The following is a 17,334-nucleotide window of genomic DNA, read 5'->3' as shown; positions in this document are numbered from 1 at the left end:
ACGGACGAAACGGGCGAAAAAAATCCCTGCGACGCGCGATGCGGTCGCAGGGATTTTTGTTTTGCCCGCCGGGTCGGACTGAAACCCGCGTTACTTCGCCGCGCTGACCATGTAGTCGACGGCGGCTTTCACGTCGGCGTCGGACGCGTTCGAGCCACCCTTCGGCGGCATCGCGCCCTTGCCGTGGAGCGCGTAGTTGTAGACCGTCTCCATCGAATCCTTCAGACGCGGCGCCCACGCTTCCTTGTCGCCGTACTTCGGCGCGTTGAGCACGCCAGTCGCGTGGCAGGCCTGACACACCTGCGTGTAGAGCGTTTTGCCGGCCTGCGAGGCGTCCGCGCTCTGCGCCGCGCCAGAAGCGGGCGCTGCTTGCGGGACGTTCGCCATGGCAGCCATTGCTGCTGCGGCCTGCGCTGCGCCAGCATCTGAGGCACCTGTCGTCGCTGCACCCGAAGCGGCTGCAGCACCCGATGCGCCTGCGGCAGCGCCGACAGCCGGCACGGGTGGGTCGGCGAAATTGGCGCCTGCGTTGTTCGCCATGTAGGCGACGGCGCGGCCGATTTCGTAATCGCTGTAGTCGTCCGGGCTCGTGCCGCCGCGCGCGGGCATCGCGCCCTTGCCGGTCAGCGCCGTGTGCCACAACGTATCGAAGCCTTGCGCGATGCGCGGCGCCCAGTCGGCGGTATTGGTGAATTTCGGTGCGCCCGCGGTGCCCGCGGCGTGACAGGCAAAGCAGACGGCCTTGTAGACTTCCTCGCCGGTTTTGTAGACGCGCGGCGCGTTGGCGTCGCGGATGTCGACCTGGGCTAGCGGGGTGATCCGCTGGTCGACCGCGGCGTCGGTGAGCCCGTCGGTGCCGGCGCCGGTGCGCGTGCCGTTATCGACGTAGTAGGCCAGCAGAACGATGATGACGATTGGGATTGCAAATCCGGCGATGATCGCAGCGAGTAGCTGTGCGGGTGTCTTGATCGGATTTCCGTGGGGTGCTTCGCTCATGCTTGTCTCGTCTCCGGGGATATTGTGAGCGGTACAGCGTGACGGCAACGACCTGTTCTTTTATTACGAGGACGATTATAGACGCAACGTTTCGACGGCGGCGAGCCGGCAGGACGCTCTTCAGTAGGCGTTTACGCGAATCTTTCGTATCGCGCCGGGATGTCGCGGTGACATGTCGAAGGCCGCCGGACGGGCTTCAGCGGGCGGGGCGGTGGACGGGTCACCCGAAACCCGGTATGCTCTCGGTCTCGCTTTGGCGCCGCTTCCGTTGATTTTGCGGCGTTTTTCGTGAAATGCGCCCGTAGCTCAATGGATAGAGTACTGCCCTCCGAAGGCAGGGGTTGCTGGTTCGATCCCAGCCGGGCGCACCAATAGCCGTAAGGCTTTCAGCGGTTTCTCTGCTTCATCAATTCCCCCGAATTACACCTGAATTGCACCTAACGCGCGGCCAGATGTAGCTTTGCCGGCGCTTCGGTCATCGGTTGCACCCACTGCGACAGATGGTCGGCCGACAGGTGCGCGTACCGCTGCACCATTTCCATCGTTTCCCATCCCCCCAGTTCCTTCAGGACCTTGATGGGCGTGCCGCGTTGCACATGCCAGCTTGCCCAAGTGTGGCGCAGATCATGCCAGCGGCAGTCACGGATACCGGCTCGCTTCAGCGCCTTTTTCCAGGCTGCGGTGACTGTCTGGAAGACAGGGCTGCCGCGATATACGAACACGCTTTCGACATGCTCGGGCTTTCGCTTCTTCGTGATCTGCCGCCGCAGCACCGCTACGGCCGCATCCGACAGTGGCACCGTGATCGCCTTCCGAGCTTTCGCCTGGTCCGGGTGGATCCATGCAACACGACGCACCAGATCAACTTGCGACCATTGCAGACCTGTCACGTTGGCACGGCGTAAGCCTGTCTCAAGACTAAACTGCGCCATATCGGCCAGATGCGTCGGCAGCTCGGCCAGCAACCTGGCGGCTTCCGTCTGCGTCAGCCAGCGAATCCTCTTTGTGGCGACCTTCGAGCGCCTTGTCACCGGCGCGCGATCAAGCCACTCCCATTGGACCGCCGCGTTAAGGACCGCCTTAAGGACTCCCACGACGCGATTCACCGTTCCCGCACTGACGTTGCGCCCAAGCATCTTCGGCCCTTGGCGAGTCTGCACGATGCGCGGTTCCATCCGCTTGGCGTGTGCAATCGCGTCGATCCTGCTGCGATCGATGTCAGCCAGTAGTACACCGGACAGATGCTGGTCGAGCCAGCGCAAATGCGTCTTGCTGGTTTCGAGGCTGGCGATGCCCTCGCGATCGCCGATGTAACGGACCATCGCATCGTTCCAGGTGTACCGCGGCTTGTGGCCGAGTTTCGCCTGATCCCATAAATCGGCTTTCAGCCGGTCATGGAAATCGCGATGCGGGTAGCTGACAGAAACGACATGACCAGCAGATTCAGACTTCTACCGCATAAGCAGAGCCAGAGCAGCGCCCGGCCAGTCCTGAAGAGTTCTCCAACGCTGCCGCAATGGCCTGACCTGCCTGAAGTCAATCAGGCGTGCAACGTGCAGTGGCGCACTTTGCACGTCGCGTGTAAATCACATTGGTCGGTCGCTACGATCGTTGTAGCTTCGCATCGCGCTTGTGTGCATTCATTACACGATGCGCTGACTGACATGTTCCCTAGCAGGCTGTTGAAAAGCGCCCCGTCATGAGGAGCGAAGCTATGTTCAGGAGGCTTGCGCGTGCAATTTCCCGCTGAATTACCGGTTCGCCGCGCAATCTGCGCGGGGCATGCGCACGCATGCAGCCCTTGTGGCGCGCAGTCTTCGCGCCGTGGCGGCTCATCGCCTTGCTCCTTGCGGCACCACCCCTGGCATTCGCGCCATGCGGGTCAGATTGCTCGCAACCATCGTCAGCTTGAAGTGCTGGTCGACGCGCCGGATGCCACGATAGACCGTCTGCCGGATCCGACCGACCGTTTTACCCCAGCCGAAATGCTCTTCGATTCGTTTGCGGATGATCTGGCTGATCCGGTAGCCCGCATGCCGCGAAGTGCGACCGTCGATTGCGCTGCCGCCCCAACGCTCATCGTTGCGCGCGACATGGGGTGTCACGTTGCGAGCGCGGCAATCGTTCACGAAGTCGCGAGTGTCATACGCCTTATCGGCACCCACTGTCTTCGCATGAACGCCTGGCACGCAATCGAGCAATTGCAACGCGCTGGCCCGCTCGGCGAAACCATCCGCTTGACTGACCACGGCGCCGACCACCAGCCCCGAGCGGTTCTCCATCAGGATGTGCCCGTGGTAGCACAGGATGGCCGGGCTCTTGTGGCTCTTCTTGAACAATCGCGCCTCCGGATCAGTCGTCGACTCGTGTGTCGCATTGCTACGTCGCTCGCCTTTCCAGTCAGTGTCGGCGTTGCGGCCAGCGCCGGCTGGCGGACCATCGTCCGAGCCGTCCTTGCGGCGGAAGCTCTTGTGACTGGCCCACGCCTGGATCAGCGTGCCATCCACCGAAAAATGGTCTCTCGACAGCAAGCCCCGTTTGTCCGCCAGGCTCATGACTTCGGTGAAGAACGCTTCCACGACTTCATGCTCCAGCAAGCGGTCGCGGTTCTTCGAGAACACCGAGTGGTCCCACACGGCGTCCTCAATCGCCAGCCCGACGAACCAGCGGAACAGCAGGTTGTAGCGCATCTGCTCCATCAGCATGCGCTCGCTGCGCACCGAGTAGAACACCTGCAACAGCAGCGCCAGCATCAGCTTCTCGGGCGCAATCGAGGCACGGCCGGTGTCCGCGTAGATGACGCTGAACAGCCCGTTGAGCCGTTTCAACGCCTCATTCACCAGCAACCGGATCGGTCGCAACGGGTGATCCGCCGGAACGAAGTCCTCCAGCTTGACTGTCGTGAACAGGGGTTCCTGCATCTCATCCATTCCGCGCATCGTATCCGCTGCCAAAGATCATGAACACGATATCCATAACGCTCGTCCCTCAAACCCCGTTTACACGGGATCAAAATTCAACAGCCTGCTAGGAACCAAACTTCTCTTATTTCTTTTCGCCTCGCTCACACATGAGGAAGATGCTTGAGCAAAGGTCCGGGTACTGCTGTCCCAGCTTGTAACACCCCTCAAGATACTCTTTGGAAATGATGTCCGTCTGCAGCAATCGATCCCACTGGAAGTTGGCCAACGCCTTGAAAAAGATCCCAGACCGGTGAACGACCTTCAACCCGGCGGTAACTGCATCGCGTTCGAGTGTATCTAGAGTGTAGGTGCACCGGTGTCCATGCTCTGCCTCAGCAGGAGTGACAGCGGAGTTGTGGGAAATCAATCCCATCTTCACCGCAATCTGCCTGGATGGCGCGTTGGCATTTGGGCACACCAGAAAAAACCTGCCGTCCTTGGTCAACCAGTCGTCGTTGATACGCCTTAACACCTGCACAGGATCATCCAAATGTTCCAGTACATGGGTTAGCACGATGTTGTCGTAGCGGCGCGGCAGAGTCACTTCCTCAAACATCGCATTGATGAACTGAACACGATCGCCCAGCCTGCGTTGCGCTTCCCGCATTGCCTCATCGGAGGCTTCAACGCAAGTGATGTCGTGGAAGTGATTGAGAAACCGTTGGGTGAACTGGCCTTGATAACTTCCAAGCTCCAGGAGGTTCCCTGGGCGATAGAATGGCTCAAAAGAGCGAATCATGTATGGGTGCATCACGTCAAAGTCGAAGCTATAGGCATACTTCTCCTTTGCGAGGTTGTCCTCATCGTTCAGCTCGTCGTTGTAGTTTCTTGACTCTGACATGGCTGATTCTTTCCTGAGTTATAAGTTTCCAGTATGGCCAGACCGAAGCCATGGCGGCCGAACTCGTTGCCGTTGTAGAGCATGTAGACTTTGCCGTCGCACTCAAATACGTGCGGATAGCACTGCATCTGCGCATCCCACCCGTCTGGGGAGACGTCGATGCCTGCCAGACTGTCGTCGCGCACCCAGTTTTCCAGGTCAGTGGAGCGGGCGTAGCCGATGCGGTAGGCTCGATTACTGTCTTGCCGAAAACCGTAAGCTTGCCTGTAGCAGAAATACATGTGGTAAACGCCGTCCAGACAGATCACGGTGGGCAATGCCTGACATTCGTCGGCATTTAGCCGGTCACTAACGATTTGCCGCCCGTCGCGTTGCCAGTTGACGCCGTCTGGCGAAGTGGCATGGGCGATCTTGTAGACCCGGTCGGGTGCTTCTGTTTCGGTGAATTTTTGCCACTTGGTGCCATAGATGTACCACATGTGATAGTCATTGCCATATCGAGCAACGAAGGCGTCGGCGACCAGAAATGGTTCGTTCAGCGAGGCGGTCAGCAGCGGTCCAGTGCCATTACGCTGGAAGGTTTCTCCGTTGTCGTGACTTATCGCAAAGCCGATCGAAGCGTCCGCCGACACTGAAACTTTGCGGTTCCAGCCAGTGGTGTATGCCATTACCCGTTCGCCATCCCGCAGCACATTGATCGGGAAAATGCCGTGTTCGTCGAAACAGCCTAAGCCGCCCAGCGCGATCACTGATTTCGAGGACACGCCGATGAGTCGACTCATGTCTCGTGAGAAATCGGCATAGGTGACATGGCTGAGAAATTTGCCCACGTTGTCGCGTTCACGAGTGGAAAAGTACACCCGCACACGGTCTGCCAATACCAGTGTCTGGGGCGATTGGGCGAACTCTACGCAACGATTGGGCAGTTCGTGCTCGGTCGGGTTGAATATCTTGCCCAGCTTCTTCCACTTCATGGCCGCCCCCACTCTTCCGACGATTCCAGCAACGCCAGCCCGAACCCGGCGCGCCCCATACCGTTGCCCTGATAGAGCATGTAGGTCGAGCCATCCAGTTCAAAGACGTGCGGATAGTTGACCATTTCAGAATCCCATCCGGTTTCGGATAGCCCGATGTTCAGCAGATCGTCATTGCGTTGCCAGTTGATCATGTCCGTCGACGAGGCGTAGCCGATGCGGTAGCCGCCCTCGCTGCTCTTGTAATTGCGGATGTCCCGGTAGGAAAAGAACATATGGTAGTGGCCGTTGCGGTAGGACACGTCTGGGCAGGCCTGGCATTCGTGTTCGCCCAGCTTGTCCGCAATCAGGTCGCGATCATGCTTGACCCAATCGATGCCGTTGTCCGAAGTAGCCATGCGTATCTTGTACACCGGCTCTGGCTTGCCATCGATCGTTCGCCATTCCTTACCGGCTACATACCAGAGCTGCCAGCGTCCCTCGAACTTGCGGATTCGCGGGCTGCCGAGTAAGAAAGGCTCGTCCGGGCTGTAGGACAGCACAGGCCCATCGCCCAGCCGGTTAAAAGTCTCGCCGCCGTCACGGCTGATTGCCACGCCGATTGCCGCGTTAAATGGTACCGATTCGCAGCGAGTCCATCCTGCGTAATAGGCGCGGATCTCGTCGCCGTCGCGGATCACCGAAACCGGATACGTGCCGAATTCATCAAAAGTGCCATATTTTCCCAAGCTCAACACTGGCTGTTCGCACACTCGCCGGATATTAAGCAGATTGCTGCGGTCGAGGTCTATAAAGGAGATGTAGCTGAGATATTGTCCGTCCCGCCCTGGAGCAGGACGGGAACAGAAATACACTCGGACGTAACTCTCTTCGATCTGCACCGAGGGCGATTGCGCAAACTCGCTCATCCAGTTTGGAGTTTTCAAATCCTTGGGATCGAACACCTTGCCAAGTTTCTTCCATTTGAACATAAGAGGCTTGTCCTAGTCGTCGGCCAGTCGCCGCAGGTTGCGCGCGCCTGTCTTCAGTCCGCCGTAGTAGTAGTCGCTGAAACCGGCAGCATCCATCAGGTCAAACACCTTCTGCATGTCGTACTCGACGCGATGCAGGGTGAACGCCCCCGCCTCGTAGACGGCGAACGCCGCCCGCGGATCGCCGTCCCGTGGTTGACCCACCGACCCGGGATTGCAGTAGATCTTTTCACCAAAGCGCTGCACAGTTTGTATATGCGTGTGGCCAGAGACGAATACGTTGCCTTGCACCCGGTCGAAATACTCGGCGGTTGGCTTCAGATATTCGTCAATGGGGTCTCCCCAGCCGCCATGCACCAGCCGTATCTCACCGATGCGCATCTGTACTGGAAGACTTTGCAACCATTCAAGATGTACGTCTTCGATGATGGTGCGTTGATAAGCCAGGCAATCGTTCACGCTACGCGAGCGCGGGCAGAAGCCGTCGCCCGCCATGTACCAGTCGTGATTACCCATCACACAGGGAATCTCGCGCTCGCGCAATGCGCGGCAGCACTCGTTAATCTGCGAGTAGTAACCGACCACGTCGCCAGCGCAGTAGACGCGATCTACGCCAAGCCGCTCAATAGCTGCCAGCACTGATTTCAGCGCTTCGTAGTTGCCGTGAATGTCAGAAATGAATGCCGTCTTCATAGAAAATCTGCTCGTCGGTGTAACGGATAGCTCGACCGCGCCGGATGACGGGTTGCGTCGGATTGCGTCGATCCAGGAAGTATTCCAGTGCCATCGCGCTTTCGTTATAACCAAATGCAGCTCGGATGGAGGTGGAGGAAGAAATTCGAGGATTAATTTCCAACAGTTTCGGACCGGCCAATGAGCGCCGGAACTGGAAATTGGTCGGCCCCATCGGGCGGAAAAGCCGGCACAGTTCGGCGATTGCAGGGGAGAATTCGGCCGTGTCCGCCACTTCCGCCTTGTCGGTAAAACCATCGCGCGAAAGTTTCCGCCGCAGGGTCATGCCGGCGAAATAACCGCCAAGCCCATCGCAAAACGCGGAGATGGTGAACTCCTCTTCATCGTTGCCCACAATGGGTTGCGCCATCAGAATGGTGCCGATCTCCTCCTGGTGCGTCAGGAAAACTTCTTCCGAGGTGACCCGTACGATGCCCCTGGAGCCGAAGCCACGACGCGGCTTCAGCAGGAATGGCAGGCCGAACTTCTGCACCAGCGCATTAAAGTCATCCTCCAGCGAGCTTTCGATGGCACATGCGACCCCGGCCGCCTTCAGCTGCTGATAAAAGTCCCATTTATCCTTACACAGCGCAATCAGCTCGTGGGCGTTGAGCAACGGCAACGCACTGGTTGCCCGAATCTCGGGTACATGCTCAACCCAGTGGTACATGTCGATTTCGATGCCAGGTATTAACAGATCGATGCGATGCCTGCGCAAGGTAGCGAGCAGCCAATCTAGGTATTCTGGCGCGTCGGTGGGCTTGGCCTGCTCAAACACGTCGCAAAATGCAGGCGCCACTGAGTCGTCATAGATCGAAGTGCCCACGAGAAAGCATGGTTGGCCCGCCTGTCGCAATGATCGCAAAACGCCGTAGCCGACGATGCCACTCGCACCGGAAACCAGCACCCTCTTCATGGCATTGCCTTTCGGCGCACCGCTTCGCGGGCCATGCCCTGGATCAGTGAGATTTTCGGGAAATAACCGATCAGGCGATACAGGGTCTCGTCTGGTGCGAAAGCGTTGTCCAGGATGTTCGGTTTGTCCGCCACGAAACGGATATCACTATGGCTGTCGAACGCTCCGATAGCTGCTGCCGCGATTTCTGTGTACCGCACGTTTGTCTGGCCGACGCACGCAAATTGTCCAAGGACGCGCTGCTGAATCACTCTGGCAATGACTTCGGCCACGTCCTCGGCATGAATCAGGTTGCGCTGTGCATCGTTATCACCATAAAGCACGATGTCTTCGTTGTTCTGTGCTTTGTCCAGAATTGAATACAGAAAAGGCTGGTGTTTGCGAAACGACTCACCTTCGCCATAGATTTGTGCCGGACGCAGAATGGTCAGCGGCAAACCGGAACTGTCGCAATACAGTCGGGCGACCTCTTCGGCGTGGCGCTTGGAAAGCGCATAGCTGCCAAAAAACGGTGAGGTTTCTGACAGTCCGGCAAAAATGCTGGAAACCTGCACCAGATGACCAACCCCGGCACGCGTGCAAGCGCGGCAGATTTTGAGCGCTCCAAGGACATTCACCTGTTCGGCACCCATCATCTCGTCGTAGTCCCGCCCACCAAAATGAGCAGCCAGTTGAATGACGCAATCGAGCCCTTGCGGCAGGCAAAACTGGTCGTCTGGCCAAGACAAATCCAGCGCAACATCGCAACCGCTTCGCCCAGCCGTCAGCACGTCTGCAAAAGTCGCCAGCACAGGACGCAGCACCTGCGCTACCGAAGAATTTCCGCCCACGATGAGTATCTTCATTTCGGCTTCCGTCTTATCTGGCCGAAATTTCAGCTAGTAGCCCGCAACTCAGCTCGGGATAATCGATCCCGACTGTACACAAGGCGTCTATGATCTTCCGGTCCAGATTCAGGGAAACCAGTTGGCGGGTGGTGAGCGGCTTGAGATATATGCCTTCAAGTCGGTCGACGTGACAACCCGCTTCGCTCACTTCGGCGTTCAAGCTGGAGACGGTGTAATAGCGCTTGTGACCCAGTACGCGATCATTTTCGGACAGGATGGTCATTTCGTCCAATAAGCCAGCCAGATGCCCGAGCTTGCGATTCAACACTTCAGCATTCGGCACGGCTAGGAATATTTTCCCGCCAGGTGCAAGAAACGACCGATAACGGCGCAGGATCTGTAGCGGATCATCCACGTGCTCAAGGATGAAGCCCATGACGATTACGTCAAACCGTTCCTCGGTGGAAAATTCCTCGAAATAGGTTTCAACGATTTGCGCCCGGCAGTCCGGATGCCTATCGCGGAAATTCCGGATCACGGCGGGCGATCCCTCCAGCACTACGTGCCGCTGGAACCGTCTGGAAAAAATATCGGTGGTGTAGCCATGGCCCAGGCCGAGTTCCAACAGAGAGCCTGCAGCTCCCGCATGGTGCAATATCCTTTGCGGATACCAGGTCAACAGAATCTCGTTATCGAAGTCGTACAGGTTGTCTCCCTGATAAGCGACCACATGCGTGTCCAGCACATTGCTCATTTCATCCCCAAACGGTTGTGCGTCTCGCGTCAGACCAGTTCAAAGCCATCTCTTGCCCGAGCGCGGACCCGCTCCGGCGCATTGAACATCATCACGTCCACAATGGAAAGCCAAGGGACGAATGGCGCACCAAACTGAGCGTACTCGAACGGTTTCGATTGAACGAACTTGAGTTCCATACCCTGCGCCTGAAAGTGGTTCCTGGCATACAGATCAATGCCGCCGATGGCGTTGACGTAGGTTCCCGCACCCAGCGCCCGACACAGCCCTAGTACCTTGCCTTGTCCTTTCAGTTCGTGATCAATGTCGATCCCGGACGACACGCGGATTTCCGTATCCAGTTCCAGGTGCGCACATACGCTGACGATGGAATGATGCAGATAGCGGAACAGATTGACATCGTCGTAACGCACGATCCGTTCAATCAGTGGGAACGTCTGTTCAAAATGCGGCGCACGCCTGTACGAACCAACGATCTGATTCAGTAGCTTGTCGCGTTTGAAATCCCCTGCAAGCTCGCGCTCGCAAATGTCCAGCGAGTCCGAACCGTTTTTCAAAGGCAAAGAAAAGACTGCGTCTTTTCCATTCTGCAAAATCCGGTTGCGGTTGATCCAGCCTTTCTTCGTGTATTTGATGTTGTCGTACACGACAAACTGATCTACCGCTGCGATCAGCTGAAAATATCCGATATAGGGGAAGAAGTATGGCTGCATGATGGCCAGTTTCATCCCTTCCCTCACGAGGCTGCTCGTCGGACCCATATCCACTTTTTACTGGCCTGCAATAAAGCGAGTGATCTCATCGACCACCGAGATTTCCAGGTCGGGGTAGATCGGCAAGCACAGAATTTGTTGTGACGAAGCTGTTGCCACTGGCAGATTCTCACGATGAGCAGAAGGCAACCCGCGATACATTGGGAAATCCGAAATCAGTGGATAGAAATAACGGCGAGGATGGATCCCCCTGTCCTTGAGCTTCTGATAAAGGTCGTCACGGCGGATTGGATAGTCGGCTTGAACCAGAATCGGAAAATAGGCGTAGTTGGCGGTTTTCTCTCCAGCACCTTTCAGACAATGAATGCCCTTTACGCCCTCCAGGCGCTCGCGGTAGGCCGTATCAATCCTCTTTCGCCGTGCCAGAGCCTGGTCAATGTACTTCAACTGCAGCAATCCCAGAGCCGCGTTGAATTCACTCATTTTTCCGTTAATACCCGGGGCCACGACGGTCACTTCGCCAACGTGACCGAAGTTTTTCAGTTGATCGATACGTACTTTAGTTTTGGCATCGGGACAAACGATGGCACCGCCTTCAAATGTATTGAAGACTTTGGTGGCGTGAAAGCTGAGCACTGACAAATCACCGTGCCTGAGGACGCTGCCGGAATCGCCTTCGACGCCAAAAGCGTGCGCTGCGTCGTAAATGACTTTCAGATTGTAGTTATCGGCTATTTTCTGAATGGCATCGATATCGCACGGATGTCCGTAACAATGCACCGGCATGATTGCCGTAGTCTGTGGAGTGATTGCTGCCTCGATCTTCGCAGGATCCAGGTTTAGCGTGTCGCGATCGATATCGGCGAAAACGGGCTTGATGCCGTTCCAGAGCAAAGAGTGGGAGGTCGCTACGAATGAGTAGGGCGTGGTAATGACCTCCCCTGTGATTCGCAAAGCCTGCAAGGCGGTGACCAGTGCGAGGGTGCCATTGGTGAACAGGCAGATATGTTCTACGCCGAGATACTCGCAGAGCTCCCTTTCCAACTGCTCATGGAACGGACCCCCGTTCGTAAGGACCTTGTTGTCCCAGATCTGTTGCAAGTAAGGGGCGAACTCGTCCAGGGGCGGCAAGGTCGGCTTGGTGACGAAAATGTTCTCGCTTCTCATGTGTCAATCACTCAATGTTTGCGCTCAAGCCAGCGCTTCGTTCATTCCCGGATACGAAAGTGACTCGCGAATACGCTGTACTCGCACAGAGCATTCTCGAGTTACTGAGGAAACAGAGCATCATTGGTCATGATCTCGCCGTCCCATATCTTCCCAACCTGGGAGAGAGACTCGGCGAGCGGCGCGAGGCGTGGCTGGCCGATGAAGATCCGCTCGTCGTTGCACGTCGGGACGACGCGAAGTGATGCATTGGCGCTCGTTGGTTCCTCTCGTTCCGTGAAAAAAGCCACGCGTTTGCACTCCGCCACACGCGCCACCATAAGCCAGCCCGAAGGCGAACTCTGGTCCGACAGACCTTCTGGTGGATGGGCGGCATCTGAGTCGCTGACGACACACAGTAAAGGGTCACGGTTTCGGTGAGAGAAGCGATCCCGGTGGATTATGCTGCCCGGTTGACCGTGCTGAACCGCGGATATGAGCCTGAAAACCATGCCTGTTTGCGGGATCGCGAAAGGGCACGGAATCACTCCGCAGCCTGCGACATCGCCACGCCGGGGCGGGCGCGGCACCCTGCGCGTATCGAGGAGAAGCGCGGGCGGCCAGCCCGAAAATAGCCCCTAAATCCGCCCCTGTTCCCTTGATTGAAGCGCCGCCCTTGACGCTACGATCCTGCCATCGAAAGTCCGCATTGCGCGCCTGGTTGTTACGTCGCAGGCCGTTGGCGCGGCCTTGAATGCCAGCCGAAAGCATTGAATACGCGGGCACGGCAAAGGCAGTTCAATTACAGGAAGGATTCGCTTCAATGGCTACCGTCAGTATTCTGATTCCGGCATTCAAGGCTCTGTTTCTTGGCCGAGCGCTGATAAGTGCGCAGCAGCAGACGTTCGAAGACGTCGAGATTCTCGTGGGCGATGACACGCCCCATGGCGACCTGGAAGCGCTTGTTCGGCGCGTTGGGGATTCGCGCGTGCAGTATTTCCATCACGGGTTTCAAAACGGTTCGGAAAATGCCCGCCAGTTGTGGCGGCGTGCGAGCGGCAAATACGTTAAATGGCTGTTCGATGATGACGTCCTGATGCCGAACTCGGTCGAAATCCTGATAGCCGCACTGCGTGAAAATCCGGAATCCGCGCTGGCGTTTCATGGCCGCGTATTTATCGATGGTGACGATCAGGTGACGTTCGTCCCGCCCGCGCTGGTCAACGAAGGTGAGCACGTGCTTCTCGATCGGGCATTCCTCGCTGAGTACATGGTCGCCAATCAAAATAATTTCGTGGGTGAGCCGAGCAACATCATGCTCAATCGCGAACTTGTCGAACTGGATGAACTGTTCGGTTATCGCGATCTCGACCTGTTGTTCCTCGCCGATGTAGCGATGTGTCTGAACCTCTCCGGGCGTGCGCCGATTGTCGCGGTCGGTGGATACGGAAGCGCTTTCAGGCAGCACGCCGGTCAGAATTCCAGCCAGGGCAGCCCGCGTTTCAGCGCCGGGCTCTTCGAGTGGGAAATGATGTTGCGCGGCGAGGCCGCGGACGGTCGCCTGCGCGGCGAGGCCCTTGCGGCGGCGAAAGATCGAATGAAAGCGATCTATACGGGCTGGGCAGGAAAACTCCCGGAACTCGGCGCACTGCTGGGCAATCTGGACGAGCTGACACAGCTTCCGTCAAACGAACTGTTTGACTCGGTGCAGTATCAGGCGAACCTGGAGAGCGCGCGCGACGCCGTAATGGAGCGCGTAACAGCACGCAAAAATCCAGCTGATACCCAGGACTTCTGTGTGATCTGCGAACAACCCGTCGACACATGGCTGGCGCACCCGAACATCAATATGCGCATGGATTTCATGGAGCATACCGAGACGATCGGCTCGATTCTCGACAAGCATAACTGCCCGCACTGCTACTGCAACGACCGTGACCGCCATGTATGGCTATATATTGCGTACTCGGGAATCCTCGAGGACGCGCCCGGAAAGCGCATCCTTCATATCGCACCCGAAGCCAGCATTGAACAGCGCATCCGCCGCCTCCAGCCCCATGAATACATTGCCGGCGACCTGTTCCCGCGTTCCCCCGACCACCGCAAGATTAACGTCGAGGCCCTCGACTTTCCGGACGGCCACTTCGACCTGATCATCTGCAATCACGTGCTGGAACACGTCGACAGCCCGGACGTCGCACTGGCTGAGTTCAGCCGTTGCCTCGCTCCCGGTGGTCACGTCGTGGCGCAAACACCTTACTCGCCGATACTGAAGCACACATTCGAACTGAACAAGCCCGCCTCTGTGCCGTTCAAGACGTGGTACTTCGGTCAGGACGATCACGTGCGCCTCTTCGGTGCCGATATCGTCGACTACTTCCGTGACGCGGGTCTTAACGGCGACCTGTACCCCCACGCGACGGTGCTGGGCAATATTGACGCGTACAAGGCTGGTTGCAACGTGCGCGAACCGTTCTTTCTTTTCGCGAAGGGTGAAGCGCCCGTTTTTGCAGCTTGAAATGCAAACGGAACGCCAAACTTCGACTCCAGACCTGATCCATCCATGAAGCCCATCCGACTCGTTTGCGCCACCCGACATTCGCGCGAGCAGTTCGCCACGGAGTCCGCCCTTGGGCGCTCACTGTCGCTCTATAGACACGCAACTCCACCCGAATTCCTGCTCTACGAGAAGAATTCGTACGGCCTTTCGACCGTCTACAACTCGGCGATCGACCACGCTAAAGACAGTCCGGCAATCCTTGTCTTCATCCATGACGATATTTCGCTCGTCGACTTCTACTGGGTCGAACGCATTTACGAAGCCGCGGCGAAGTTCGACATCGCCGGCCTCGCGGGCAACACGCGTCGCGTGCCGTTCCAGCCGGCGTGGGCGTTCACCAATGCGCAGTTCCAGTGGGATGAGCGACAGTACCTGAGCGGCGTCGTCGGCCACGGCAAGGGCTTTCCTTGCCAAAACATCAGCGTATTCGGCCCGTCGGAGCGCGAATGCAAGCTGCTCGACGGACTGATGCTGATCGCGGACAGCGAACGGCTCCATTCGGCCGGCGTGCGTTTTGACGAACAGTTCATGTTCCATTTCTACGACATGGACTTTTGTCGCCAGGCCGAGCTTAAGGGCCTGACGATGGGCACGTATCCCATCAGCGTGGTTCACGAAAGTGGTGGCGCGTTTGGCACGCCGACGTGGCGCGAGGGCTACCAGCGATATCTGCAGAAATATCAGATCTAGGCCAGCGACACGGACGGCGCTCGCCACGCGGGTGCCGTGATCGGGACGTGTCGGTGAATCGGGGAATGAGTTTAAAAACGCGATGGAACAGGCGAACGACGAAGAACAGCGGGTGGGGGAAAACGGGCACCGGGATGCGCAGAATGCGCGCCTTCCGGCGACTGACCACGCCGATGCGCCTTCGACTGCCTCCATCGCCGACACGCTACAGGCGGCTTTCGCGCACCATCAGGCGGGACGCTTTACCGATGCCGCCGCTCACTATCAGCAGATTCTTTCCTGCGAGCCCGATCACGCCGATGCGGTGCATTTCGCTGGACTGCTTGTCTGCGATACAGGCGACATCGCTACCGGCCTCGAATGGATCAGGCGGTCGATCCGGCTGCATCCCAACGCGATCTATTACAACAACCTCGGCAATGTGCTGACCCGCCGCGGCGAGCATCATGCTGCGATCGTGGCCTATCGCGAGGCGCTCGCACTCCGTTCAGATTACGCAGAAGCGCACAGCAATCTCGGGAACGCGTTGCGCGAGGCTGCCGATCCGGTTTCCGCGATCGACAGCTGCGTTGCCGCGCTCGCACTTGCGCCCGGTTTCGCCGAGGCCTGGAACAATCTCGGCAACGCATTCAAGGATCACGGCGATGACGATGCCGCGATGAAGAGCTACTCGAAAGCGCTCAGTCTGAGACCCGACTACGCCGAGACGCATAACAACCTCGGCAACGTGTACGAAAAGCGGAGCCGCCTTGTCGAGGCGACGGCCTGCTACCGCCGGGCGACTGCCTTGAAACCGTGGGTAGCGACAATGCACAACAACCTGGGCAACGTGCTGCGCGATCAGGGGCTGCTCGATGACGCTGTTGTCAGCTTCCGCCAGGCCATCACGCTCGATATCGATCTGCTGGTTGCGCGCAGTAATCTGCTGCTGCAACTCAACTTCATGCCGCAGGTTTCGCTCGACGAACAGATCGCAGAAGCGCGCCGCTTTGGCGACTGGCAGATCACACATGCGAAGCGGCTGACGCATGAGGCACCTGACGCAGAAGCATCGAAGCGTCGCCTGAAAATCGGCTTTGTTTCGGGTGATTTGAGAACGCATCCCGTCGGCATTTTTCTGGAAAATGTCGTCGCGCAGATCGATACGACGCAGATTGAGCTGGTCGCCTACGCCACGCAACGCGGTGAAGACTCGCTAACCGCGCGCATCAAGCCGCATTTCGCTGCGTGGCATTCCCTTGACGGCGTCGATGACGAAACCGCCGCGCGCCGGATTCGTGCCGACGGCATCGACATTCTCGTCGACCTGTCGGGGCACACGACGCACAACCGTCTTTCGATGTTCGCATGGAAGCCGGCGCCGGTTCAGGTGACCTGGCTTGGCTACTTCGCGACAACGGGCGTCGCCGCGATCGATTACATCCTCGGCGACTGGCATGTTTTGCCCGACGACGAGGCGCCACACTTCGTTGAACAGCCGTGGCGCATGCCCGACAGCTACGTGTGCTTCACGCCTCCCGCCTTTGAAATCCCGCTCGGGCCGCTATCGGTGTCGACAGACGGTGCGATCACGTTCGGCTGCTTCAACCATCTCGTGAAGCTGAACGATGTCGTCGTCGCGTTGTGGGCGCGCGTGCTGCACGCGGTTTCGGGTTCCCGTCTGTATCTGAAGACGAAGCAGCTTGACGATGCTTCAGTGCAACAGGCCACGCGCGCGCGCTTCGCCGCGCATGGCATCGACGCCGCGCGTCTGATGCTCGAAGGGCAGTCGCCGCGAGGCGAGCTGCTCGCGACATACAACCGCGTCGATATCGCACTCGACCCGTATCCGTATCCCGGCGGCGTGACCACCGTCGAAGCGTTGTGGATGGGTGTGCCGGTGCTCACGCGTCGTGGCGACCGGTTCCTGTCGCATGTCGGCGAAAGCATCCTGAACACGGTTGGCCTCGCCGAATGGATCGCCGCCGACGATGACGATTACGTCGCGAAAGCTGTCGCCTTTGCCGCGGGTCGCGATCAGTTGATGCGCCTGAAAGCGGGTTTGCGCGAGCAGCTTCTTGCCTCGCCACTGTGCGATGCGCCGCGCTTCGCGCGGAATCTCGAAGGAGCGTTTCGTGGCATGTGGCGCGAGTACGTCGCCGATCCGCGGACGCATTCGCACGATCGCGCAGGCGCGCCGTCGTCCACAGTCAACCCACACCAAAATCCACTTGAGAACGTCCCGAATCACGCGGGACGCATTACCCCATGA

Annotated in this window: 15 protein-coding genes, 1 tRNA gene and 1 pseudogene; 5 read left to right on the top strand and 12 right to left on the bottom strand. The window is 58.2% G+C overall.

Annotated elements, in window-relative coordinates; translation table 11 throughout:
• Positions 1–90: 90 nt before the first annotated feature.
• On the bottom strand, positions 91–996 hold the full coding sequence (locus LPA37_RS19010) for a c-type cytochrome (RefSeq protein WP_228978564.1): 906 nt from the start codon (positions 994–996) through the stop codon (positions 91–93).
• A 295-nt stretch (positions 997–1,291) separates the two neighbouring features.
• Between LPA37_RS19010 and LPA37_RS19005 the strand changes: the two genes are divergently transcribed.
• Positions 1,292–1,367 (top strand) — tRNA-Arg (locus tag LPA37_RS19005).
• A 66-nt stretch (positions 1,368–1,433) separates the two neighbouring features.
• On the opposite strand, the pseudogene LPA37_RS19000 reads toward LPA37_RS19005, so the two are convergent.
• From LPA37_RS19000 to LPA37_RS18950, 11 genes and pseudogenes are all read right to left on the bottom strand, one after another.
• A pseudogene (locus tag LPA37_RS19000) lies at positions 1,434–2,402 on the bottom strand (tyrosine-type recombinase/integrase); the annotation flags it as partial.
• A 426-nt stretch (positions 2,403–2,828) separates the two neighbouring features.
• Entirely contained in the window at positions 2,829–3,935 is a 1,107-nt protein-coding gene (locus tag LPA37_RS18995; protein WP_407672569.1) for an IS5 family transposase, read from the bottom strand.
• A 106-nt stretch (positions 3,936–4,041) separates the two neighbouring features.
• A complete protein-coding gene (locus tag LPA37_RS18990; RefSeq protein ID WP_229013347.1) occupies positions 4,042–4,800 on the bottom strand; it encodes a class I SAM-dependent methyltransferase in 759 nt (252 codons plus the stop codon).
• Positions 4,767–5,774 (bottom strand): glycoside hydrolase family protein, encoded by a 1,008-nt coding sequence (locus tag LPA37_RS18985; protein WP_229013346.1) that lies wholly within the window; start codon positions 5,772–5,774, stop codon positions 4,767–4,769. Before LPA37_RS18985 ends, LPA37_RS18990 begins: the two co-directional genes overlap by 34 nt.
• The gene (locus LPA37_RS18980; RefSeq protein WP_229013345.1) at positions 5,771–6,745 is read right to left on the bottom strand and encodes a glycoside hydrolase family protein; all 975 of its coding nucleotides are present in this window, start codon (positions 6,743–6,745) and stop codon (positions 5,771–5,773) included. The genes LPA37_RS18985 and LPA37_RS18980 overlap by 4 nt, the downstream gene beginning before the upstream one ends.
• Before the next feature lie 12 nt (positions 6,746–6,757).
• A complete protein-coding gene (locus LPA37_RS18975) occupies positions 6,758–7,438 on the bottom strand; it encodes a metallophosphoesterase family protein (protein WP_229013344.1) in 681 nt (226 codons plus the stop codon).
• Entirely contained in the window at positions 7,416–8,393 is a 978-nt protein-coding gene (locus LPA37_RS18970; protein ID WP_229013343.1) for an ATP-grasp domain-containing protein, read from the bottom strand. The genes LPA37_RS18975 and LPA37_RS18970 overlap by 23 nt, the downstream gene beginning before the upstream one ends.
• A complete protein-coding gene (locus LPA37_RS18965; RefSeq protein ID WP_229013342.1) occupies positions 8,390–9,238 on the bottom strand; it encodes an NAD-dependent epimerase/dehydratase family protein in 849 nt (282 codons plus the stop codon). The genes LPA37_RS18970 and LPA37_RS18965 overlap by 4 nt, the downstream gene beginning before the upstream one ends.
• A gap of 13 nt (positions 9,239–9,251) precedes the next feature.
• Complete coding sequence (locus LPA37_RS18960; RefSeq protein ID WP_229013341.1) at positions 9,252–9,974, bottom strand: class I SAM-dependent methyltransferase; 723 nt, start codon at positions 9,972–9,974, stop codon at positions 9,252–9,254.
• 29 nt (positions 9,975–10,003) lie between these two features.
• Entirely contained in the window at positions 10,004–10,702 is a 699-nt protein-coding gene (locus tag LPA37_RS18955; RefSeq protein ID WP_229013340.1) for a WbqC family protein, read from the bottom strand.
• Between the two features lie 42 nt (positions 10,703–10,744).
• Positions 10,745–11,854: a DegT/DnrJ/EryC1/StrS family aminotransferase gene (locus LPA37_RS18950; RefSeq protein ID WP_229013339.1), complete on the bottom strand. Its 1,110-nt coding sequence runs from the start codon at positions 11,852–11,854 to the stop codon at positions 10,745–10,747.
• A gap of 14 nt (positions 11,855–11,868) precedes the next feature.
• On the opposite strand from LPA37_RS18950, the gene LPA37_RS18945 reads away from it, so the two are divergent.
• From LPA37_RS18945 to LPA37_RS18930, 4 genes are all read left to right on the top strand, one after another.
• Positions 11,869–12,099 (top strand): hypothetical protein, encoded by a 231-nt coding sequence (locus LPA37_RS18945; RefSeq protein WP_229013338.1) that lies wholly within the window; start codon positions 11,869–11,871, stop codon positions 12,097–12,099.
• 488 nt (positions 12,100–12,587) lie between these two features.
• Positions 12,588–14,351: a methyltransferase domain-containing protein gene (locus tag LPA37_RS18940; protein WP_229013337.1), complete on the top strand. Its 1,764-nt coding sequence runs from the start codon at positions 12,588–12,590 to the stop codon at positions 14,349–14,351.
• Between the two features lie 45 nt (positions 14,352–14,396).
• Complete coding sequence (locus LPA37_RS18935) at positions 14,397–15,083, top strand: glycosyltransferase family 2 protein (protein ID WP_229013336.1); 687 nt, start codon at positions 14,397–14,399, stop codon at positions 15,081–15,083.
• Between the two features lie 82 nt (positions 15,084–15,165).
• Positions 15,166–17,334, top strand: a complete 2,169-nt coding sequence (locus tag LPA37_RS18930; RefSeq protein ID WP_229013335.1) for an O-linked N-acetylglucosamine transferase, SPINDLY family protein — start codon at positions 15,166–15,168, stop codon at positions 17,332–17,334.

This window comes from Paraburkholderia gardini, assembly GCF_907164545.1.
Taxonomy (GTDB): Bacteria; Pseudomonadota; Gammaproteobacteria; order Burkholderiales; family Burkholderiaceae; genus Paraburkholderia; species Paraburkholderia gardini.
This window is presented reverse-complemented; position numbering and strand designations above follow the sequence as displayed.